The following is a 22,946-nucleotide window of genomic DNA, read 5'->3' as shown; positions in this document are numbered from 1 at the left end:
GATCGAGAGTGCCGTAGAATCGAAAGAAGCGCGGCTTTCACCCGCGAGCAACATAAGGGAATGAAGGGGAGAAATCTATGTATCCAGAGATTATGGTGATTCCGATGCGCGAGGAGCTGACGCGCGCTGGCTTGACCGAGGCCCGCAGCGCGGCCGACGTCGATGCAGCAGTCGCACAGTCAGGCACAACCATGGTAGTCGTCAACTCGATCTGCGGTTGCGCAGCCGGCAAGATGCGTCCGGGCGTTCGCCTCGCGATGCAGCACACCGCCAAGCCCGACCACGCAGTAACCGTATTCGCCGGTCAGGACCGCGAAGCCACCGAGAAGGCCCGCAGCTACTTCGGCGGACATCCTCCCACCTCGCCTGCCATCGCCATCCTGCGCGACGGACAGCTGGTGTACCTGATGCAGCGCTCGGCCATCGAGACCTCGACCGCCCCGGCAATCGCCCAGGAGCTAGCCCGAGCCTTCGACACCTACTGCGCCCCCACCACCGCCTAATACAAAAAACATACAAACGAAAGCCGGAGACCGCCGCTGCATGGCGATCTCCGGCTTTCTGCACTTTAGGACTCACAAGTAGACACATTTTGCCGATATAAGGAGGTAAATATGTTCACCTCCACGGCTCATTTCAACGGTGCCCCGCCCTCTCACGACCTGTCCTTCAAAGCCCCTTCCCCAGAAGATGAAATAGCTCTGATTGGAGGCAGTGCAGCGATGCAACGCCTCCGTCTCCAGGTACGCAGAATTGGCCCTCACTTCCGGACTGTCCTGATATGCGGCGAAGCAGGAACAGGCAAAAGACTGGTAGCGAAAGCGCTGCACCGTGCAAGCAATAGCACAGGCAATCCGTTTCTGGTGTGCGACGCCGCAGGCACGAAAGACGTACTCGCTCGATTCGTCTCGAATAACGGTTTTTCGGCAGATACACCAGACTGCCGCAGGAAGATCACCCAGGAAGGAACACTCTTTCTCGACGAGATCGGCGAGATGCCGCTCGACACGCAAGCCCGATTTCTCCGCGTGCTAAAGCAGTATGAACAACTGCACAGTCATGTAGAGACACGGCACAGACGGGACCTGCGTGTGATCGCTTCGACCAGCAGAGACCTGCGCTGCCTGGTTGCTGGCAGTCTGTTTCGACAGGATCTGTATCAGCGACTCTCCGTGGTAGAGATCGCTCTGCCCCCACTAAGGGAGCGGCTCGAAGACATCCCCGAGCTCGTGAAACATCTTCTGGATCGACACACGTCACACTGCAGTGGCATCGCTCACCAAATCACAGCTCAGGCGATGCACCGCCTGATCTGCTATCCGTGGCCGGGCAATGTGCGCGAACTCGAAGAGGTCCTGCGGAAGTCCATATCACGGAGCGATAGTGGGCTGCTGGAATCGAATCATCTGCCTGAGCTGAAGAGTACAGCTCTAATGCCTTCTGAAGGCGCAGACGCAAGCGTGCGGTTGCAGGATGTAGTCGAGCAGCACGTGCAGCGTGTGCTGAGAGAGTGTGGAGGCAATAAGCTGCGTGCATCGGAGCTTCTAGGGATCAGCCGATCGACGCTCTACCGCATGCTGGATGCGAGAACCGCGACACATATCTTGCGATAGATCGGAAACCGCTCGATTCGGCCAATATCGACGTCCACACGATCACCTGTGGAAGCATCCGTCACGATAAACTGACAGGATGGTGAAAAGAGCATCTCCCGTCTGGTTGTGTGGTCTGATGATTGTTGGCAGTTTGGGCGCGGTATCAGTGAGGCTACATGCGCAAGCTGCACCAGCGCCGGTTACGGCTTCGGCCGATGTGCGAGGCAAGGAACTGTCCTCACTGCTGACTCAGATCTGGGAAGACCAGTTGAAGCATTCACCCGAGTTCGCCTCATCTATCGGCGACAAGCGGTACAACGACCAGCTGACCGACTACTCCATCAAGGAGGTGAACGCGTCGCTGCAGCGCGGGCTGGACTTCATTCAACGGCTGGGCGCGATCGACACGACGGGCTTGTCCGAACAAGAGAGGCTGTCCTCCGAACTCATGCTGCGTTCGTTGATCGAGCAACAGGAGGGTGCGAAGTTCAAAGAGTGGGAGATGCCGGTAAGTCAGTTCGGCGGCTTCCACACCGACCTGCCACAACTTGCGAACAGACTCCAGTTCGACACCGTCAAAGACTACGACGATTACATTGAGCGTCTGAAGAAGATTCCAACTGTCTTCTCCCAGATCGAGACGAACATGCAGTTGGGCGCGGACGATGGCCGGATACAGCCGCAGTATCTGATGGAGAAGGTGCTGGTACAGACGACGGCGTTGGCGGATCAGAAACCAGCGGAGAGCCCGTTCGCGCTGCCACTTAAGAAGTTCCCGAAGACGATCAGCGCGGCGGATCAGAAGCGTATCTCGACCGAGATGCTGGACGCCATCGCGAGCAACGTACTGCCTTCGTACAAACGATTCGCCGGATTTCTTCGAGCGGAATATATCCCGAAGGGCCGCAAGGATCCGGGTGTATGGGCTATTCCTGATGGCGACGCATATTATGCGTTTCGTGTTCGCCAGAGTACGACGCTGAACAAGACTGCCGCCGAGATTCACCAGATCGGGCTCGATGAGGTGAAGCGCGATGAGGCCGAGATGCTGGCGGTTGCAAAGAGCTTGGGCTCCGCGGACATCAAGAGCTTCAGCGCGGCGCTCAAAACCAATCCAAAAGAACATGCGACATCGGCCGACGCCATGCTGGATGTCTACAGGGGCTACATCGCAGGGATGAAGCCGAAGCTGCCGGAGCTGTTTGGCCGCTTGCCGAAGGCTCCGCTGGAAGTAGTTGCGGTCCCTGCGTACATGGAGAAGTACCAGGCGCCGGCGTACTACGACAACGGAACGCCGGATGGAAGCAGACCGGGACGCGTGTATGTCAACACGTACAACTTCGCCGACCGATCGCTCACCTCCGCGGAGGCTGTGTCGTATCACGAGGGCATTCCGGGGCATCATCTGCAGATATCCATTGCGCAGGAGATGACGGGAATCCCGGAGTTTCGCAAGTACTCGCAATACACGGCGTACACCGAAGGCTGGGGCTTGTACAGCGAGCGGCTGGGAAAAGATGTTGGGTTCTACAAGGATCCTTACAGCGACTACGGACGGCTGGAGACGGATATCTGGCGGGCGATCCGGCTGGTGGTGGATACAGGCGTCCACTCGCAGCACTGGACGCGACAGCAGATGGTGGACTTCTTCCACGATCACTCCTCGATCGACGACACGCCGGTGCAGGCCGAGGTGGATCGCTACATCGCGCTTCCTGGTCAGGCGCTCGGATACAAGATGGGGCAGTTGAAGATCCTCGAACTGCGAGATCGTGCGAAGACTGCGCTTGGACCGAAGTTCGATATCAGAGCGTTTCACGATGAGGTGATCGACTCCGGCGCGCTGCCGCTGGACGTTCTGGAGCAGCGTGTGGATGCGTGGATCGCGGCGCAGAAGAAGTAACGCTTCTGATAGCCTTTGGGCATGAGCGAGAGTTATGAAGCAATTCTTCCGGCTCCGGCGATGCCGGGGCTGCGCGTGGCGGTGCTTGGTGCGGGCAAGATGGGCGGCATTCTGCTGCAGGCCTTCCTGAAGAACAACCTGCTGGCGCCGGAGCAGATCTGCGCGACGGTGCATCATGCGGAGCGGGCGCAGGTACTGTCGGCGCAGTTTGGCGTCGAGGTAACGACGGACAATCTGGCCGCGGCTCAACACGCGGACGTGATTCTGCTAGGCGTGAAGCCGATACAGGTGCCGGCGCTGATCGAGGAGATCAAGAGTGCGCTGACTCCCGGGAAGACGGTGTTGTCGTTCGCCGCGTCGGTGAAGACGCGGTCGATCGAGGACGGAGCCGGATGCGAGCTGGCGGTGATTCGCGCGATGCCGAACACTCCGGCGATGCTGGCGGCGGGTATCACGGCGCTGTGCGCGGGACGGTTTGTCTCGGCGGAGCAGATGGCGGTGGCGCAGAGAATCTTTCAGACGGTGGGACGGACGGTCGTCGTCGATGAAAAGCACATGGATGCGGTGACCGGGCTTTCGGGTTCGGGTCCGGCGTTTCTCTACATCATCATCGAGGCGCTGGCGGAGGCCGGGGTCAACGTCGGCCTGCCGCGGGACGTGGCGACGCTGCTGGCGGCGCAGACGACGCTGGGCTCGGCACGGATGGTGCTGGAGACGGGCTACCATCCGGCGCTGCTTAAGGACCAGGTGACGACGCCGGCGGGATGCACGGTGGACGGCATTCTGGAGCTTGAAGAGGGCGGCTTGAGGGTGACACTGATCAAGGCGGTGAAGCGGGCGACGCAGCGGGCTAAAGAGTTGGCGAATGGGTAAAGGGGGTACCCCTCCCCCTGGGGGGTTACCCATGCTAAGTCATCTGCATTGAAGGATTTACGATTTTAGCTCCTTGCAAAATATTCATTCCAGATGGTTTACAGCTAAATATTTCTTATGAAACGAGTTAAGGACATAGAAGCGATTCTCCAATGAAAAACCCGGCTTTCGCCGGGCTTTTTTGATTCTGTTTTAAGTATAGCGGTTTGGGAGAAACTACTACGCAAGCTGGATGTTGTTGATTTGGCTGAGGATGAAAGGGTTTAGGGCTTGACATCTTCTTTGGAAGGCAGGGGGCCCGGAAGCCATATAGCACGATGCGGAACTGGGCCGGATTTGGTGCGAGATCGGGGGAAGTATTGGCACGTCGAGCGAGACGCAGGTCCTTCGACTGCGCTTCGCGCGATGAGACTGCGAGAGGCTCCGCTCAGGATGACACTTCCTATATCAATCCATCACTTACGATTGTTCGGCACGAGAGTGAAACTAGATGGTTGATCGATGGTGAAAGGTGGCATGTTCGTGGACTCTTGCTGGTGCTGAGAGACCGCGCTGACAGAGGCGGTATGGAACTACGTAGAATGAGGTATGGCTACGGCTGGGGCAGTGAAGGTTGTGAGCGGTTCTGTTGTGCGGGCTGATGGGTCGCGGGCGCTGGTGCGCTTTGCGTGGTTCGTGGTCGCGTACAACGTGCTTGTGATCCTGTGGGGGGCGCTGGTGCGGGCTACGGGGTCGGGCGCTGGATGTGGGAACCACTGGCCGCTGTGCAATGGACAGGTGATTCCGCTCTCACCACGGGTGGATACGGTGATTGAGTTTACGCATCGCTGCATGACGGGCGGCTCGACGTTTCTTGTGATCGGGCTGCTGGTGTGGACGTTTCGTGGGACGGTGAAGGGACAGGCGGCGCGGGTGCTTGCAGTGGCGTCGATGGTGCTTCTGCTGAATGAGGCTTTTCTGGGTGCGCTGCTGGTGAAGCTTGGGTATGTGACGGGCAATCAGTCGGTGGGCCGGGTGGTGCTGCTGTCGATTCATCTGAGCAATACGCTGGTGCTGCTGGGGGCGCTTACCCTGACGGCGTGGCTGCTGGGAACGCGACAGAGGTGGAGCGAGCTGGGCGTGCGCGGCGGAAGGAAGCTGTGGGCTGTGCTGGGGCTGGTGGCGACGCTGGTGGTTGGAGTGAGCGGATCGCTGGCGGCGCTGGGGGATACGCTCTTCCCTGCCTCTTCGCTGCGGGCTGCGTTCGCGCAGGACTTTGCGGCGGGGTCGCCGTGGCTGCTGCGGCTGCGTGGTGTGCATCCTGTAAGCGCTGTGATTGCGGCGGTGTTTGTCTTCTGGCTGGTTGGTCAGGCGAGACGGGCCGGGGTGGGTCGGCTTGCGGGGCTGGTTGTGGGTCTGCTGGTCTTTCAGTTTGCGTTGGGGCTGGCGGATGTTTTGCTGCTTGCGCCGGTGTGGATGCAGATCATTCATCTGCTGGGCGCGGACCTGTACTGGATTGCGCTGGTGAGTCTGGCGGCGGCGGTGGTGTGGCAGGGTGCGGATGGGGCTGACGCTTCTTATCGGGCGATTTGATTGGCGGGATCGTGCTTCGGTCTGCCTCACGCTTAATACGGCTTACGCCTGCAGTGCGGATGGCTGGGGGCGGATTCTATCTCGGCTGAAGATGTTGATTGAGACAGACAAGACGACAACGCCGCACTGATGTGGGTGTTGTCGGCGATGAACTGCAGATCCTTGCGGGATGACAGACCAAAAAGGGAAACCACCGCAGCGGCGAGAGCGCCGGCAACGGTGGTCTGAGAGGTTCGAGGCTTTTGAAGTTGTGGCGTAATGCTTACTGCGGGGTCGGCTTGCCGACGATCTTGTCGCCGAGCTTCTCGGTGCCGTGTGCGGTATCCTGTGCGGCGACCTTGGTGCCATGGCCTACATCCTTCGCGGCCACCTTGGTACCGTGCGCAGTGTCTGTGGCGGCTACCTTGGTTCCGTGACCAACATCGCGGCCCGCGGTCTTGGTGCCGTCAGCAGTCTTATCAGCGGCGGTCTTGGTGCCACTGGCGGTCTTGTCAGCGACGGTCTTGGTGCCGCTGGCGGTCTTGTGATAGGTCTTTTTGGTTCCGGTTGCGACGCCGTGGCCAGCTTCTTTGGTGGCGTCTTTTGTATCCGTGCCGGCGGTCTTGATGTCCTGCGTGGCGGCATTCTGCGCGAGGGCGATGCCGGCGGACATGGTGAGGCTTAACGAAGAGGCGAGAACGATCGATCCAAATTTATGAAGTTGCATGAAGTCTCCCGAGTCTGGATTATAACCCGCGAGGCAGGATCGTCGGGCTGCGAATCGATGGAGAGACTATCGATTCGCAGGTGAGGCTTGGTCTGGTTTGCGAAGCTGCTGATTCTTGATGAGGAGCTCCGCGACCAGGCGGTGGAGGCGGGAGTTTTCGATCTCGAGTTCGGTAAGACGTTCGTTGATGTGGGCCGTTGCATCAGGTACGGAAGGCAGACGATAACGTGGTGACGGAGATGAGTCTTGGTGGACGGCCTCTCCAGCGTGGGTGGGGGCGGGGTTAAGGTCATTCATATATGCGATGCCTCCTGTGTCTGGCTTGCCTGCTCGGAGGCCCAGGGGGCGCGGCCGCAGCGCATTCCTTTGCGAAACTTCTCGCGCTCCTCCGGGGTCATGTGGTCCCAGCGCTCTTTCATGCGATTTCGCCAGAGGCTGCGTCCGCCGCCGCCGCCGTGACGATGGAAGCCGCCGAAGAGGATTTTGCTGAGCAGAAGCAGACCGAGCGCCTGCCAGTAGGTGATGGTGTGCCATCCGAAGATCGGCGGCATGAGGACGTTCCACAGGCTCTTGACGAGGAAGCCGAAGACGATGCAGCCGATGACGACGAAGAGTGCGATTCTTATTGCTTTGAGTGCGGGATTGCGATGCATAGGGACTCCTTATTTCTTTGCATAATTTTGGTAGATCGACTGCAGACTCTGCCGCAGATGCAGGACGGCGTAGTGCTTGCGCGAGAGCAGCGTGTTGACGCTGAGGCCGGTCTCGGCGGCGATATCTTTGAAGCTCTGGCCCATGAGTTCGTGGGCGACGAAGACCTCGCGCTGGGCTTCGGGTAACTCTTCGAGAGCTTCTTCGAGCGCATCGAGGAGAAGGCTTCTGGCGTAGGCGGCCTCGGGACCTGCGTCTGCTGACGGAAGCAGATCTTCGAGCGTGTCGCCTCCCTCTTCACCAGAGGCGGGGTTGCTGAGCGAACTCGGCTTGTTTCTGCGAAAGACATCGATGATGCGGTTGCGAGCCACGCGAAAGAGCCATGCGGTGACATGCTCTACCGGTTTCATGAGGCGATAGGTTTCGAGAAGCTCGTAGAAGACGTCCTGCAGGATGTCTTCGGCTTCCCCTGTATCGGTTACATGCTTGCGGATGAAGCTGCGCAGCCTGGGTTGCTCCCTCTCCATGGTCTGAGAGATGAGCTGGTCTTGCTCGATGATCGTCCAGTTGGTCGGAGTTTGATTCATCTACAGGTGTAGACGGGGAACGGGGAGAGATATTTTATGTTGTGAGGATTTATTTGCAGGGGGCTCAGAATTGGGTTTGCGGACGGGCTGCCGGGGGAGGGTGCTGCCGCCGATATTTGCTTGTTCTTCATACATATCATTGATCTGAGTGCGGTAAGCTTTAGACCTCTATGACTACTACCACGCGCACTCCTCGAAAGTCTGCACCCGCGAAGAAGGCTTCAGCCAAAGTTGTCGAGAATCTTTTTTTCAGCCGCGATGAGAGCTGGATGCGGTTCAACCAGAGGGTGCTGGAAGAGGCACAGGACGAGACGAATCCGCTGCTGGAACGGGTGAAGTTCCTGGCGATTACGGCGAGCAATCTGGACGAGTTTGTTGAGATTCGCGTGGCTGGATTTCTGCAGCGGATTGAAGATGGCTACAACCTGGCTCAGCCGCCGGATGAGGGTGGACTAACTCCGCAGGAGCGGTTGAAGGTGCTGGTAGAGCGCATTCACAGCTTTGTGGACGACCAGTACCGCTGCTGGAACGAGCAGCTTCTGCCGGCGATGCAGGCGCAGAAGATTCGCGTGCTGCGGTGGAGCGAGTTGAGCGACGGGGCGCGGGCGCAGGCACTGGAGTTCTATGAGAACGAGGTCGACCCGCTGCTGACGCCGGTGACGATCGATCCTTCGCACCCGTTTCCGCGGGTGCTGAACAAGGCGCTGTGCATCGGGCTGTTGTTGAAGCATAAACGCAGCGGGGCGAAGGCGCAGACGGTGCTCGGCGTGGTGACGGTGCCACGGGCGCTGCCGAGGCTGGTGCCGCTGGTCGGCGCGGAGGGATACTGCGACTTTATTCTGCTGCATGAGCTGGTGGAGTCGCAGGTGGAGCGGATGTTTCGAGGCTACGAGGTGCTCTCGCGGTCGGCGTTCCGCGTTACAAGGAACAGCAATCTCTATCTGCAGGAGGAAGAGTCGCGGTCGGTGCTGGAGAGTGTACGCGCTGAGTTACATAATCGGCGCAAGGGCGACGCGGTTCGGATGGAGATTGAGAGTTCGGCCATTGAGGAGATGGTGGAACGGCTACGCACGAACTTCGAACTGGAGCCGTCGCAGGTGTTTCGGACGGATGGGCCGGTGAATCTGTCGCGCCTGATGAATCTCTACTCGGAGGTAAAGCAGCCGACGCTTAAGTATCCCGCATTCACGGCGAAGGAGTTCAAGCTCAGCGCGAAGTGTACCGATATCTTTGACGAGCTTCGAAAGAACGATGTGATGCTGCACCATCCGTTCGACTCTTACGCAGCCGTTGAGGGGTTTATCGAGGCGGGCGCGCTGGATGCGAGTGTGATCTCGATGAAGCAGACGCTGTATCGGACCAGCAAGGACTCGTCGATCTTCAAGGCTCTTACTCAGGCAGGACAGAGTAAAGAGGTGACGGTGGTGGTGGAGCTGATGGCGCGGTTCGATGAAGACTCGAATATTCGCTGGGCGCGTGAGTTGGAGGATGCGGGCGTGGGCGTCTTCCATGGCATCTACGGGTACAAGACACACTGCAAGCTGGCGCTACTGGTACGGCGCGATCCGGACGGCGTGACGCGGAGGTATGCGCACCTGGGCACAGGAAACTACAACCCGGTGACGGCGCGGTTCTACACGGACATCAGCGTGTTGACCTCGAAGCCGGAGCTGACCGCAGCGGTGCAGAAGGTCTTCAACTACCTGACGGCCGAGACCGAGTCCGAGTCGTACAGCCCGCTTATGGTGGCGCCGCTAACTCTGGCCGACCGCCTGGTCACGCTGATCGAACGCGAGGCAGGACATGCGAAGGCGGGCAAGCCGGCGTCGATCATCGCGAAGATGAACGGTCTGCTGGACCGGCGAACGGTGGAGGCGCTGTACACGGCGTCGCAGGCGGGCGTCGAGATCGATCTGATCGTGCGCGGGATGTGCTCGCTGCGGCCGGGGGTGAAGGGGCTGAGTGAACGAATCCGGGTGCGGAGTATCGTCGGGCGGTTCCTGGAGCATAGCCGGATCTTCTGCTTCGAAAACGGCGGCAAAGAGGAGATCTACTGCGGAAGCGCGGACTGGATGCCGCGCAACCTGGTGGAGCGATGCGAGGTCGTCTTTCCGGTCACGCAGGCGGACCTGCATAAACGTCTCCGCAACGAGATTCTCGCGGCCTATATGGCGGACAACACGAAGGCCCGGCTGCTGCAGCCGGACGGCGATTATGTGCGCGCGCCGAAGACAGGTGCGCCGTTCAGCGCGCAGGATTTTCTGATGCGTATCGCGGAGGGCGCGGAGGATAAGGTGCCCGAGGTAAAGGACCACGAGAAGGTTGCAGGCCACTAAGCCGTTTTTCCTTTATGGTGCGGAGCGAGGCGCTTCAACAGAAATACAGGGTTTCTTCGCTTCGCTCAGAGTGACGACGATTTTTACTCAAGAATGACGAAGATCTCTATACAAGAATGACTTCGTAAAAAGAATATGGCCGCGTCTATGAGATAGACGCGGCCATATTACGTAATGCATCTGAAACGTTATGGAACGGTTACAGTTACAAATGTGCTGTGAACCAAGCTTCCCGAGACAGCGGTGATGACAAAAGAGTACGTGCCGGCAGCCGCTGGGGTCACAGTCTGACCGGGATTTGTGGGAGTACCGCCACCGGCTCCGCCTGTGTTCGACGTGTTCGAGCAACCGACGGCGGTGAAAGCCGCTATCGAGATCACTGCTGCGAGCAGGGCTCCCCAACGGCGGCGACGCGGTAAGGCGATCAACAACAGACAGCCAAGTGTCGCACCGGATCCGGCAGCATACCAAGGCATTCTGCCTGAGGGTTGTTGTTTCGCTTTGATCGCTGCGGTGGCTGCTGTGCTGGTCTCAGAGGCCACGATGACGAAGGAGGTCGCAACGCCGGCTGAGGTGGTGATGTTGACCGGAGCCACGGAGAAGGAGGTTGTAGCGGCCATGCCTTCGTTATTGGTGACGGTGAGATTGACGGGGCCGGTGAAGCCGTTGAACGGCGTCACGGTAAAGGCGATGCCGGTTGCGGTAGCGCCTGGGTTGACCGAGATGGGCGCAGTGCATGGCGTGAGCGAGAAGTCAGGTTTGGTGGATGAAACGACGTCGAGCGATGCGATGGCGCCGTTCGGATAGGACTGGCTCGAAGTTCCATTCTGGATAATGACTGGACTCTGGTTGGCTCCTTGGAAGAGCGTGCCTTTTGAGCCGGAGTAGTTTGGATCGCCCAGATAGGCCGCGGTGACCGTATGACCACCCGACGTAAGCGAAGACGTTACGAGATTATAGGTTGCGACACCGTTGCTGAGAGGAGCTGTGCCAACGACTGCGTTATCCACTAAGAACTGGACCGTCCCGGTAGGTATCGTGCCGGAGATGATGCCCGTTACGGTCGCGCTCAGGCCCACGGTTCCGCTCACTCCGCAGAGGGCGGTTGCGGTTGTCGTCAGGCTGGTGGTGGTGATGCAGGTTGAGGTGCCCGTGGTGGGGGTGGTTGGATTGCAGCCGCTGGTGCCGCCGCCGACGCCGGTCGCGGTTGCGCTGCTCCAGCCGCTAACAAGGTTGGCGACGTTAAGGCTGCCGAGACCGGAGGCCTGATCGTAACCTGTACCTGCGTTGAAGCCGATTGCGCCGCCGTTCGGGCAGTTCAACGTCCCTTGCGAGCAAGGAACAGAATTGTTGCCTGTCGTAATGTCGTGGAAGATCGTGCCATAGGTAGGACCGTTCGCCAGACCATATAGGGTGGGACCGATGTTGCCGAGACCGCCCGCTGCGGCGCTGCCAAGCTGCTGCTCAACCCTGGCGAGGATGCCGGCGAAGGTCGGCGCAACAAAGGATGTGCCGCCAAAGACGCTTGGCTGCCCATTGGAGGTGAGGAACCCGGTTGTGCACGGCAGATCGTTCGTACCGGAGCCGGAGGTGCAGACGATATATCCATCGTGGATGGCGGCGGCGTTGAGGGAGAAGTCCGGAACGTCGCGGGCGCCGTCGGCCGGGGTAGCGCCTGCGCCTGTGCCCTGCTGCCATGACGGTTTGCCAAAGAAGACGCTTGCGCCTCCGCCGCCAGATCCAAAGCTACTTGTGACGCCATCGCCAAGGCCTGCTGTGGCGGTGGTCTCGTTCCAGGGCTGCTCGGGAATATACGAGAGAGCGGAGCCGCTGTTGGTCCCGGTAGTAGAGTTTGCAGAGCTCCAGTATGTGCCTGGGGTGGTCACATCGCCACTGAACATGGAGCCGCCAGCGGATATGACGTAGGGAGAGCTGCCGGGGAAGTCGACGGCAAGGCCTTCGGAGGCGAGACCTACGGCATCGCAGTCGGTAGCGCCGGTGTCTCCGGCTGCGGAGATGATGGTCATGCCCTCAACGTTTGCCTGCTGGAACATCTGGTTGTAGCTGTTGATCGAAGAAGCACCGAACGCGCTCTCGCATGCGCCGTAGCTGATGGTGATGATGGGTGCGACCTTGCTATCGATGGCGGTGGTCAGGGATTGGGCGAAGACATCCGGGCCGTAGACGTAAAGGATCGAGGCTCCAGGCGCGGATGCGTTGGACCACTCATTATCCAGGTGGGCTTCATCGACATCGCCTGGGGATATACCTAGGCTGGCGGGAGTTGGAAAGTTGGTCGTTGCGACATACTGTTGCGTTGGGGCCTTGGACGGCAGGCCAGCCGCGGTCTGAAAGGCAGTGATGTCCGCGGGGACGATCTCGGTCTGACCCATGACGGCGATGGTGATGCCGGTTCCAGTAATGCTGCTGGAGGAGGGCGGATAGTTATAGATGGTGTAGAGGTCGGCCGGCGCGATGTAGTGGCTGGTGGTTCCGTTGATGGTCTGGGTGTAGGCAGGCTCCGGCGTCAGGCTGCGGGGGCGCGAATGGGGCTTCGCCTTGAAGTCGTTCAGGCCGGTGATGCCGGTTACCACGTTGGCGACGGCGGAGGGCAAGGTTGGCTCGGTGAGGTTTGCGATGTGCTGCTCGCCGAGGTAAGAGACCTTGTGAATGGTGGTAGAGAAGGCCTGCTGCGCCTGCGCGACGGTTCCGCTGAAGGTGATGAACGTCGAACTGCGGGCGACCGAGTTGATGGTAAAGCCCTGGCTGGTGAGCCAGGCGGTGACCTTGGCCATGTCGCCGCTGCTGAGGCCGAAGCGCGCGCCGTACTGCTCCGGGGTCAGCCACTGGTGGTACTGGGGTGAGCCTGGGGTCTGCTGGGCGGCCGAGAGCTGCGTAATATCGGCCTGTTGCGCGGCCGTCATGCTGAAGCGCAGGGAGAGAGCGTCGAGCTTCTGATTGCTCGGGGCCTGGCCGAGGTCAGCAGAGCGCTTTGCCCGGGGCGAGACGGTGCCCGTTATTGGAACGCGGCTGCCGCTGTTGACGGCGCTGGCGATACGGTCCTGCACCGCCGCGTGAGCGAGTGTCGGAAACGTTGTAAGAAGTAGGGCGGCAGGGAGGAAGGGACGAGAGATCAGGCGGCTACGCATGGATTATGTTCTACCTTACTGCAGGGTTACGGGGTGGCTTGGGGCCCACACACGACGATCTGAGACGGCCAAACGCAGGTACACAAACGACCGCGTACTTGCTTAGACAGACGTTGAGAAGGAAAGTTGCGCCTACAGCTACAGGATAATATTTGAAGTCATCGGCATCCCTTGTAGATACTTTAGCGGCTTTGCCGATAATTCACCGCCTTTGATACCGTGGCTTCCCTTCGGTATCCCATAACGGTATCTTTTTTTTTGAATAAGAATCCAAGGTCGGGGATACCTACTCTACCTGGTACGTTCTGAATTATGCCTTCACTTCCGGCATCCATTTGATGAATGATCACGAACAGATTTGCTCACGCACAAGGAGCGCACCATGACGACACCAACTTCGCTAGTTCCCCCATTCACGCTGGAGACCGCAATCCAAAAGGTACGCAAGGCTGAGGACGGCTGGAACTCGCGCACACCCGGACAGGTGGCCCTGGCCTACACGCTCGACAGTAAGTGGCGCAATCGCGCTGAGTTTGTTACCGGGCGCGAGCAGATTATCGAGTTCCTGACCCGCAAGTGGAACCGGGAGCTCGACTACAGGCTGATTAAGGAGCTGTGGGCGTTCGGGGGCAACCGCATCGCCGTGCGGTTCGCCTATGAGTGGAGGGACGACGCCGGGAGCTGGTTTCGTTCGTACGGGAATGAAAACTGGGAGTTCGACGAGGCGGGCATCATGAAGTTTCGGCATGCGTCGATCAACGACCTGCCGATCAAGGAGTCGGAGCGGCTGTATCACTGGCCGCTGGGACGCCGGCCGGACGATCATCCGGGGTTGAGCGAGCTTGGACTGTAACGCTGCGTGGAAGATCTCCTCATCCGGCGTCTGCGCGGCGCCGGGTGGGGTGTGACGAGGGTCTAGCCGGTAGTGTAGGCTTGGTGCGACGTAAAAGTGGTTTGCTCAGCCGGATTTAAACTTCGACTCGAATAAATTCGCTTAAGTGAAATCGATCGCTCTTTGCTGATACGCCCGTCCCGCAAGCGCAGACTATGACGAAGCCTCTCCAAACGGTTGCTGGACCCACGCAGGATGCGGCCCGGATGCGGTCCGAGATGCGACGGCGCTGGCTGATCATCCTGCCCGCCGTCTTTATCACCTACAGCCTGGCCTATCTCGATCGCGCGAACTACGGCTTCGGCGCCGCAGCGGGGCTGGCACGGACGCTTCATATCAGCGAGTCACGCTCTGCGTTGCTTGGTTCCCTCTTCTTTCTGGGCTACTTTCTCTTCCAGGTTCCGGGCGCGGCCTATGCCAGACGCAAGAGCGCCCGCAGACTCATCTTTGTGGCGCTGATCAGTTGGAGTGTGCTGGCATCGCTGACCGGCGTCATTCACAACTTCTGGCTGCTGGCGTTCGACCGGCTTCTGCTCGGCATCTCGGAGAGCTTCATCCTGCCTGCGATGCTGATCCTGCTGACCAACTGGTTTACGCGTGCGGAGCGGTCCAGGACCAACACGATTCTGATGCTCGGCAATCCGGTTACGGTGCTGTGGATGTCGGCTGCGACGGGGTATTTGATCCGGGCGATCGGCTGGCAGATGACCTTCGTCGTCGAAGGCGTTCCGGCGCTGGTGTGGGCGGTCTTCTGGCTCATCATCATCCGCGACCGGCCGGAAGACGCATCGTGGATGAGCGAAGACACCTGCAGCGAGCTTCGACAGGAGCTAGAGCGCGAGCAGTGGCTTATCCCGCAGGTCGCGGACATGGAGTCGGCGCTGCGCAACCCGAACGTGATCTGGCTCTGCATCCAGTATTTCTTCTGGAGCGCAGGGGTTTATGGATTTGTGCTGTGGCTGCCGAGCGTCATTCAGAAGGGTGCGGCGCGCGGTATCGCGATCACCGGACTGCTGGGTGGGGTTCCGTATCTTCTTGCGGTGATCCTGATGCTTGTGGTCGCGCACTACTCCGACCGCAGCTTTCGCCGCAAACGCTTCGTCTGGCCATTTCTGATGGTTGCGGGGGTCTGTCTCTTCGGCTCTTACGCGACGACGGGGCACAGCTTCTGGTGGGCCTATGGATTTCTGGTCGTCGCGGGCAGCGCGATGTACGCACCCTACGGTCCCTTCTTCGCGATCGTTCCGGAGATGATCTCGAAGAACGTGGCTGGGGAGGTTACGGCACTTGTGAACAGCTGTGGCGCTCTGGGCGGCTTCGTCGGCATCTGGGTGGTTGGCGAACTTACGGCGCGTACGGGCAGTTCTAAAGCGGGCTTTCTGCTGATGTCGATCTCGTTGATGCTCTCCGGTATCATCATCCTGTGCATGCGCGGCGCGTCGAATAATACGCTGGCTACACTTCCTCTCGACGTGGAGACGATCTAGCCTCCGGCGAGGCTCGCCGCCAAAACCAACTTCTTCATAATCAATAAACATTAGGGGCCACCATTCAGGAGATATCCCTCACATCCGTTCTGGAGAGCGCAGACTTCGCACTGAGCGCTGTTGCGACCCATGCACCGGGACCGGCCGGTCTTCTTCCCATTACGCCGGAGATGCTGCTGACGCAGCCTTCGGGGAATCTCTTCGGCCTCAGCATGAATGTCGGCATGGGATGGGACCCGGCTCATGTGCTCGGGCCGGAGGTACTTATTCTCAGCACGCACGGCGGCCTTCGCGCGGAGGACGGCACTCCCATCGCGCTCGGCTTCCACACGGGTCACTGGGAGGTAGGTGCGCTGGTCGCTGAGGCTGCACGCGAGTTGAAGACCATGCGCGCCGTTCCCTTCGCGGGAGCCTGCACCGACCCATGCGATGGCCGCACCCAGGGCACCACCGGCATGCTGGACTCGCTTCCCTTTCGCAACGATGCGGCCATTGTGCTGCGGCGATTGATGCGCTCGCTTCCAACTCGCGTCGGCGTGATTGGCGTGGCGACCTGCGACAAGGGCCTTCCTGCAATGATGATGGCGCTGGCGTCGTCGGATGCTCTGCCCAGCGTGCTGATTCCCGGCGGCGTTACGCTGCTGCCGGAGAACGGAGAAGACGCGGGAAAAGTACAGACGATTGGGGCGCGGTTTGCTCAGCATCAGATCACGCTGGAGTACGCCGCCGAGATCGGCTGCCGTGCGTGTGCGACACCGGGCGGAGGCTGCCAGTTTCTCGGCACAGCGGCTACGTCGCAGGTCATCGCGGAGGCGCTTGGGCTCGCGCTTCCCCACTCTGCGCTGGGGCCGTCGGGTCAGCCTATCTGGCTCGATGCGGCGAAGCGCTCCGCACGCGCGATTCTCAGAATGCTTCAGCTTGGCATGGGTACGGCTGACGTTCTTACCGACGCCTCCGTCAACAACGCTATGGTTGTTCATGCGGCGTTTGGCGGATCGACGAACCTGCTGCTGCATCTTCCTGCGATCGCGCACGCGGCAAAGCTCAAGCGGCCATCTTCTTCTGATTGGGCGCATATCAACCGGCAAGTGCCACGCATCGTGGACGCGCTGCCCAATGGACCGGGTAACTACGCGACCGTGCAGGTCTTCCTCGCAGGCGGCGCACCCGAGGTGATGCTGCATCTGCGCCGTGCGGGGCTTCTGGATGTAAGCGTGAAGACGGTGACGGGAGACACGCTCGACCATGTGCTCGACTGGTGGCAGGACAGCCCGCGCCGCCATACCCTGCGCAAAAATCTGCTTGAGCAGGACGGCATCGATCCTGACAACGTCATCATGTCGCCCGACCGCGCTCGCTCTCGCGGCCTTACTTCTACTGTCTGCTTCCCTGTCGGAAATATTGCTCCTGAGGGCTCTGTGATTAAGAGCACGTCTATCGATCCGAGCCTGATCGATGCGGACGGCACTTACCGTCACGTTGGTCCGGCGAAGGTCTTCATCACGGAGGCTGCCGCGATTCACGCGATCAAGAACGGGGGCATCGTTGAGGATGATGTGCTTGTCCTCATCTGCTGCGGCCCGGCGGGTGCGGGTATGCAGGAGATCTATCAGATCACCTCTGCGCTCAAGGCGCTTCCGTTTGGAAAGCACGTCGCGGTGCTTACCGATGCGCGCTTCAGTGGAGTCTCGACCGGCGCGTGTATTGGGCACATCTCCCCTGAGGCTCTCGCGGGCGGCGCGTTGGGCAGGTTGCAGGATGGCGACCGCATCGAGATTACGATTGATCGCAACAATCTTGTTGGCACCGTCAATCTCATTGGTGATGCTCAGACTACCTACGGTGCAGAGGCGGGCACGCGTGTTCTGGCGCAGCGTCCGTTGCGGCCGGATCTAAGCCCGCATCCGTCTTTGCCCGACGACACTCGCCTGTGGGCAGCGCTGGTGCAGGCCAGCGGAGGCATCTGGGGAGGCTGCGTCTATGACGTCGACGCCATCACAGGCTTACTGGACAAGGGACGAAAAGCATCCGCCGGCACATCGCAAATATCACAAGCAGCATTCCTGGGAAAGGGTTGAAGCCTTGATACTGTATCGAACCGCAGAAGAGTTATTTGTCGCACACGACAATCACGCCTACCGTCTCGAAGAGAGTTCGCTCGATGCGCTGCTCGCTCACGACGATCTGCATCGCTATCTCTCGGCTGCGATTGAGAGGACAGCGCCTACGGATCAGCTTTTGAAGGCGGCACTGTTGGCGCCGATTGAGCATCAGGAGGTGTGGGCTTCGGGTGTGACTTACTATCGCAGCCGCAGCGCACGCATCGAGGAGTCGAAGGATGCTGGAGGCGGGGATTTTTATGATCGCGTGTACTCCGCCGAACGGCCCGAGCTTTTCTTTAAGGCGGTCGCGCACAAGGTCGCTGGACCCGACAGCCACGTCAAGATTCGCCGCGATGCTACGTGGTCCGTGCCGGAGCCGGAGCTTACGCTTGTGATCAATCCTCGCGGCCAGATCATCGGCTACACCGTGGGGAATGACATGAGCTCGCGGGACATTGAGGGCGTGAATCCGCTGTATCTGCCCCAGGCCAAGGTCTACGACCGCAGCTGCGCGCTCGGGCCTGGGATTCTGATTCAGAGGGAGCCGATGCCAACCTCGACTCAGATTCGTCTCGACATTCTGAGGGAGAGCCAAACGGAGTTTTCTGCTGCGACGACGCTGGCGGAGTTGAAGCGCGATCCGAAGGTGTTAGTGGAGTATCTCTTCCGCGACCACAGCTTTCCCTACGGATGTTTTTTGCTGACCGGTACAGGCATCGTACCGCCGGACTCGTTCACGCTGCGGAGCAACGACCAGATCCACATCACCATCGACGGCATTGGGACACTGCGAAACACCGTGGAGTAGTTGCACTCCACGGTGCCCTCGCGGCTACTGGTGCTGGTGCATCTTCCATCCCAGATACTTCGTCGCAGCTTCATAGACCGGAGCGGCCGTCGACGAGAAGTTCGCGGCGACGTGATGCTCGAAGCCGTTCTCGCAGATATAGCGAAGCAGATGCTGCATGTTGGGAATCTCGACCACGCCTGCGCCGCCGAAGGTGTGCAGCGGATCGTTGGTGAACGCGCCCTGTCCGACGTAGCCCGCGATCTGGCCGGTGAAGTCGTCCGTGGAGAAGCGCGCGAAGGTCATGGCTCCGGCCTTCACGGTGCCGTCGAGCGTGCCGTACGTGTTGTCCTTGCCGACGGTGCCCGCGATGATCTGCTGGAAGTCCATCTTGACCTCGTTGAAGAAGTGCTTCGGCAGGTTAGAGCAGTGGAAGCAGACGGCCTTGTCGGGGTTGTCGCCGTAGTTGTTGTTCCAGTCGAGCAAGGCCGACGGCGTCTCGCTGGCGAGTGTAAGCGCATACATGCTCAGCGTGCCCAGAACGTCGACCTCGCAGGCCGATGGAATCAGACTCTCGCTCATCATGCTCATGACCGTGCATGGAACGATGCCGAGGAACTCCTCGATGGAGGTCCAGCACTGCACTGCGCTCACCGTTAGCTCGCTGGCGGTCATCCACTGGTCGATCACCGCACCCAGCTTCGCCATCTTCATCAGCGCAAGCTCCGGTGTCTGGCCGACCGGGATGTACTTCTTGATTGCAGCCAGCTTGGCCTGCGCGGCATCGTCGTTATCGTTCATCCGACCGATGCGTCCCATCACCTCGCTCAGGTCGAGCGTTTCGACGGTGATGCCGGAGCGCTCCAGCAGTTTCTCCGAGTAGCGGACCGTGTTGAATGCGGTGGGGCGTGCGCCGATCGCGCCGAAGCGTACGTTTTTCAATCCGCGGACTATGCGACAGACGCCGGAGAACCACTCCAGATCGGCCTTGAACTCATTCGAGTCGGGCGCTTCGGTGTGCAGGCGGGTGAGTGAGTACGGGATACCATACTGCTTCAAGTTGTTCGAGATCGACATCTTGCCGCAGAAGCTGTCGCGGCGAAACGCAATCGTCATCTTGCCAGCGTGGTCGGGCGTGGCCTGGATAAGCACCGGCACCTGCAGGTTCGAGAGGCGTATCGCATCCGCCAGCCCACGCTCCTCGCCAAAGTTCGGCAGCGTGATGATGATGCCGTCGATCTCCTTGGCGTGCTTTTGAAATAGAGCCGCGCACTTCTTCGCGTCCTCGTAGGTCTCCACGGCACCGTGCGCAGTCTCCTCCGGGGTTAACACAATCGGCTTGATTCCCGCTGCTTCAAGCGCCGCAATCATCTCCAGCCGTCCGCTGGTGGCAAGGTGGCTGGGGAAGAACCCACGGTTGCCCACAATTACGCCCATCGTCATCTGCTTCGCCATAATACTCCCTCAATCCATCTCTGCCCGCACCGGGGTCTTGTTGGTAAAACGCTATCGTCACCATCGCAGCGAAACGCAACGATGCCTTACACATCCACGCGCCAGGACTAGCCGCGGCGTGGGAAGAAGCGGATGGAGTAGAAGCCGCCGAAGACCGTCAGCACGACTCCCCACCACAGCGTAGGGTGCAGTGACTCGAGCCACGGCAGCAGAATCTCGTTCGCCGGCGGATTATGGAATTCGACGAACCCGGTCACGATCAGCACCAGCCCATACGCCAACATCAGTATGCCGCAGAAGAACCAGATTGACAGCTCCGCCGACTCGATCTCACTCTCTTGCTTGTCCATCAATCACCTCTACCAGAAGATCAGGTTAAGAATAAAGAAGACCACGATCACGACGATAGCCCAGAAGATCGGCTTCTCCCACAGGTTCTTCGATCCGTCGTGCGGAATGGGGGTCACGCCGTAGACGAGCCCGGCGAGCTGCTCGCGCGGCACCGGCTTGGTCACCAGGCTGACGACCACCGTCACGACGACGCAGATAATCCAGCTCCAGAGCGCACGATAGAGGTTCTCGGCCATGGGCTTTGCGTCGGGGCTCATCGCGATGTAGCGTAACGCTCCGGCATTGCCCTGGACCCAGAGAAACATTCCGATTGAAGATATTGTGCCTGCGAGCAGCCCAAGGAATCCGCCCCAGTGCGTCGCTCGCTTCCACAGCATTCCAAGAATCACGGTACCGAACAGCGGCGCGATAAAGAAGCTGAACAGCGCCTGCACATAGTCCATGATGCTGGCCGCGTTCATCACCAGGTACGCCGTGGCGATCGAGACAAGCATCCCGATCACGGTGGACCAGCGACCCATGGCGACGTAGTGCTTGTCGCTGGCCTTCTTGCTGATGAATGCACCGTAGAGATCGTAGGTCCACACGGTTGAAAACGCGCTGACGTTCCCGGCCATGCCGCTCATAAATCCCGCGACCAGAGCCGTGATTCCCAACCCAAGCAAACCCGGTCCGCAGTAGCGAATCAGCATTAGCGGAAGCACTTCGTTGTAGCTGTGCTGTCCGGTTGCCGCGGCTACGCTCTCGGGAACCAGGTGCATCATCGTGCCGTCAGGATTCTTGAGCACCGCGAGTGCAAGCAGGCCGGGCACGATCACGATGAAAGGAACAGCCATCTTGAACGCCGCGCCGATCACCGGAGCCATCTTGGCCGCGCGCAGGTTGTTCGCGCTCAGCACACGCTGAACGACGAGGAAGTCAGTCGTCCAGTATCCAAAGCTGATGACAAATCCCAGGCCGAAGACGATACCCGTCCAGTGGACACCCATCGGGTTGTCTTTGAAGCTGCCGAGCGTGCTCCACATGTGGCCGTAGTCGGTCGTTCCGACGTTCACGGCGATCTGCGCCTTCAGCTTCGTCCATCCTCCGGCTTCGATCAATCCGAGGATCGGAATCATCGCCGCGCCAGCCCAGATCAGCACAAACTGCAGTACCTCGTTGATGATCGCCGACCGCAGGCCGCCCAGCATCACATAGAGCGCCACCGTGGCCGCGCCCACCCAGATGCTGAAGCTGATGTTCCATCCGAGCACGGTCTTCATCACCAGCGCCATGGCGTACATGTTCACGCCGCTCATCAAGATGGTCATCATCGCGAACGAGACCGCCGAGACTGCGCGTGCGCCCTCGCCGAACCGCAGCTGCAGATAGCCCGGAACCGAGTGCGTCTTCGAGATGTAGTAGAACGGCATCATCACGATGCCCAGGAAGAGCATGGCCGGAATCGCGCCGATCCAGTACCAGTGGGCCGCCAGCATGCCGTACTGATACGCCGCCCCGGCCCAGCCCATCAGCTCCAGAGAGCCGAGATTTGCTGAGACAAAGCTCAATCCGGCGATCCACGCCGTCATCTCGCGGCCGGCGAGGAAGAAGTCTTCGCTTGTGTTCGCCTTACCCTTTGCGTAAAACCCGATAAATACAACTAGCGCAAAGTACAGCACCAAGATCAGGATATCGACTGGAGCTAATCGCGTAAGCTGACGATTGAAGAGCAGCATTCCGGAAAACGTTATCAGCGGCATAGAACTAGAAGTAGACCAGAAAAAACATTCCGTTGGAATTGAATTTACGAAACAGTGAAAACAGGATTTTATTTTCGTCCCGAACTATATTGGTCGCGCACAACCGTTGTCAATCCATAACATCCCCACCGCTGCATGTCGCTGGCATTACGCTAGAAGTGAACGCAGCCGTGCGCCGTCAGGGAGTGGTTGCGTGCTCGGAGCTATCTCTTATGGACGGGGACGGTAGCCGTGTTCCGCCATTCGCTTCCCCATCTCGAGGTACATCTCGTCGTTGCGCGGCTGCCATGTTTGCAGGCCGTCGACGTAGCGGTTGTACATACAGAAGGCTGCAGCGATGAGCACGGTGTCGTGAATGTCGAGATCGGTGGTGCCGTGTTGACGCGCTTCGTCTACGAGATGCGCCGTCACGTTCTTGCCGTCGATCTGGACCTGCTCCGCTATCGCGAGGAGTGCCTTCAACTTCTCCGGTATCGCTGCGGTCTTGTAGTCTCGGCAGACCGACTCTGCGAGATCCGTGTCTCCACCGTTTAGATGGCTTGCGGCAGCGCCGTGGCTGGTCTGGCAGAAGTAGCAGGTATTCTTCGATGACACGAAGGCTGCGATCAACTCGCGGTCCCGAGAACTGAAGCCATCGTTTCCGGAGGTATGCAGCAGGACATTCGCAAGTTCGAGCATGGGGCGAGCGGTCTCCGGGCGAAAGGCTAAGCCAGCGGTGATTCCTGGCATGTCTGCAGGCAGGGCGATGTGCGGCATGG

At 59.7% G+C, this 22,946-nt stretch carries 19 protein-coding genes; 10 read left to right on the top strand and 9 right to left on the bottom strand.

Annotated elements, in window-relative coordinates:
- The first annotated feature begins 77 nt into the window (after positions 1–77).
- The 5 genes from GSQ82_RS12930 to GSQ82_RS12910 all read left to right on the top strand — a co-directional run bounded on the left by GSQ82_RS12930 (position 78) and on the right by GSQ82_RS12910 (position 5,943).
- Positions 78–503 (top strand): BrxA/BrxB family bacilliredoxin, encoded by a 426-nt coding sequence (locus GSQ82_RS12930; RefSeq protein ID WP_158792674.1) that lies wholly within the window; start codon positions 78–80, stop codon positions 501–503.
- Positions 504–614: 111 nt separating this feature from the next.
- Entirely contained in the window at positions 615–1,613 is a 999-nt protein-coding gene (locus GSQ82_RS12925; RefSeq protein ID WP_158792673.1) for a sigma 54-interacting transcriptional regulator, read from the top strand.
- A 250-nt stretch (positions 1,614–1,863) separates the two neighbouring features.
- Positions 1,864–3,498, top strand: coding sequence for a DUF885 family protein (locus GSQ82_RS12920; protein WP_254061623.1), 1,635 nt, complete (start codon positions 1,864–1,866; stop codon positions 3,496–3,498).
- Between the two features lie 21 nt (positions 3,499–3,519).
- The gene (gene proC / locus GSQ82_RS12915) at positions 3,520–4,371 is read left to right on the top strand and encodes a pyrroline-5-carboxylate reductase (protein ID WP_158792671.1); all 852 of its coding nucleotides are present in this window, start codon (positions 3,520–3,522) and stop codon (positions 4,369–4,371) included.
- Positions 4,372–4,959: 588 nt separating this feature from the next.
- A complete protein-coding gene (locus GSQ82_RS12910; protein ID WP_158792670.1) occupies positions 4,960–5,943 on the top strand; it encodes a COX15/CtaA family protein in 984 nt (327 codons plus the stop codon).
- A 262-nt stretch (positions 5,944–6,205) separates the two neighbouring features.
- Here the strand turns inward: GSQ82_RS12910 and GSQ82_RS12905 are convergent, their stop codons facing one another.
- From GSQ82_RS12905 to GSQ82_RS12890, 4 genes are all read right to left on the bottom strand, one after another.
- Complete coding sequence (locus tag GSQ82_RS12905; RefSeq protein WP_158792669.1) at positions 6,206–6,649, bottom strand: hypothetical protein; 444 nt, start codon at positions 6,647–6,649, stop codon at positions 6,206–6,208.
- Positions 6,650–6,715: 66 nt separating this feature from the next.
- Entirely contained in the window at positions 6,716–6,946 is a 231-nt protein-coding gene (locus GSQ82_RS12900; protein WP_158792668.1) for a hypothetical protein, read from the bottom strand.
- Positions 6,943–7,302 (bottom strand): hypothetical protein, encoded by a 360-nt coding sequence (locus GSQ82_RS12895; protein WP_158792667.1) that lies wholly within the window; start codon positions 7,300–7,302, stop codon positions 6,943–6,945. Before GSQ82_RS12895 ends, GSQ82_RS12900 begins: the two co-directional genes overlap by 4 nt.
- Before the next feature lie 9 nt (positions 7,303–7,311).
- Positions 7,312–7,887 carry an RNA polymerase sigma factor gene (locus GSQ82_RS12890; RefSeq protein ID WP_158792666.1) on the bottom strand — a complete coding sequence of 192 codons (576 nt, stop codon included), beginning with the start codon at positions 7,885–7,887 and terminating at the stop codon, positions 7,312–7,314.
- Between the two features lie 170 nt (positions 7,888–8,057).
- Between GSQ82_RS12890 and ppk1 the strand changes: the two genes are divergently transcribed.
- Positions 8,058–10,223: a polyphosphate kinase 1 gene (ppk1, locus tag GSQ82_RS12885; RefSeq protein ID WP_158792665.1), complete on the top strand. Its 2,166-nt coding sequence runs from the start codon at positions 8,058–8,060 to the stop codon at positions 10,221–10,223.
- A 188-nt stretch (positions 10,224–10,411) separates the two neighbouring features.
- Here ppk1 and GSQ82_RS12880 read toward each other — a convergent pair whose 3' ends face one another.
- Positions 10,412–13,372, bottom strand: coding sequence for a protease pro-enzyme activation domain-containing protein (locus tag GSQ82_RS12880; protein ID WP_158792664.1), 2,961 nt, complete (start codon positions 13,370–13,372; stop codon positions 10,412–10,414).
- A gap of 382 nt (positions 13,373–13,754) precedes the next feature.
- Between GSQ82_RS12880 and GSQ82_RS12875 the strand changes: the two genes are divergently transcribed.
- The 4 genes from GSQ82_RS12875 to GSQ82_RS12860 all read left to right on the top strand — a co-directional run bounded on the left by GSQ82_RS12875 (position 13,755) and on the right by GSQ82_RS12860 (position 18,661).
- The gene (locus GSQ82_RS12875; protein ID WP_158792663.1) at positions 13,755–14,225 is read left to right on the top strand and encodes a nuclear transport factor 2 family protein; all 471 of its coding nucleotides are present in this window, start codon (positions 13,755–13,757) and stop codon (positions 14,223–14,225) included.
- Positions 14,226–14,419: 194 nt separating this feature from the next.
- On the top strand, positions 14,420–15,751 hold the full coding sequence (locus GSQ82_RS12870) for an MFS transporter (protein WP_254061622.1): 1,332 nt from the start codon (positions 14,420–14,422) through the stop codon (positions 15,749–15,751).
- 62 nt (positions 15,752–15,813) lie between these two features.
- Complete coding sequence (locus GSQ82_RS12865; protein ID WP_158793669.1) at positions 15,814–17,829, top strand: YjhG/YagF family D-xylonate dehydratase; 2,016 nt, start codon at positions 15,814–15,816, stop codon at positions 17,827–17,829.
- 4 nt (positions 17,830–17,833) lie between these two features.
- Positions 17,834–18,661: a fumarylacetoacetate hydrolase family protein gene (locus GSQ82_RS12860; RefSeq protein WP_158792662.1), complete on the top strand. Its 828-nt coding sequence runs from the start codon at positions 17,834–17,836 to the stop codon at positions 18,659–18,661.
- A 24-nt stretch (positions 18,662–18,685) separates the two neighbouring features.
- On the opposite strand, the gene GSQ82_RS12855 is transcribed toward GSQ82_RS12860, so the two are convergent.
- The 4 genes from GSQ82_RS12855 to GSQ82_RS12840 all read right to left on the bottom strand — a co-directional run bounded on the left by GSQ82_RS12855 (position 18,686) and on the right by GSQ82_RS12840 (position 22,944).
- A complete protein-coding gene (locus tag GSQ82_RS12855; RefSeq protein ID WP_158792661.1) occupies positions 18,686–20,095 on the bottom strand; it encodes an L-fucose/L-arabinose isomerase family protein in 1,410 nt (469 codons plus the stop codon).
- Positions 20,096–20,202: 107 nt separating this feature from the next.
- Complete coding sequence (locus GSQ82_RS12850; RefSeq protein ID WP_158792660.1) at positions 20,203–20,445, bottom strand: hypothetical protein; 243 nt, start codon at positions 20,443–20,445, stop codon at positions 20,203–20,205.
- 9 nt (positions 20,446–20,454) lie between these two features.
- Positions 20,455–22,188 carry a sodium:solute symporter family protein gene (locus GSQ82_RS12845; protein ID WP_254061621.1) on the bottom strand — a complete coding sequence of 578 codons (1,734 nt, stop codon included), beginning with the start codon at positions 22,186–22,188 and terminating at the stop codon, positions 20,455–20,457.
- 210 nt (positions 22,189–22,398) lie between these two features.
- Entirely contained in the window at positions 22,399–22,944 is a 546-nt protein-coding gene (locus tag GSQ82_RS12840) for a carboxymuconolactone decarboxylase family protein (RefSeq protein ID WP_158792659.1), read from the bottom strand.
- Between the last annotated feature and the right edge of the window lie 2 nt (positions 22,945–22,946).

This window comes from Granulicella sp. L60 (assembly GCF_009765825.1).
GTDB lineage: Bacteria > Acidobacteriota > Terriglobia > Terriglobales > Acidobacteriaceae > Edaphobacter.
Note: the sequence above shows the minus strand (reverse complement) of the source record. Positions and strands in the feature narration are given on the sequence as shown.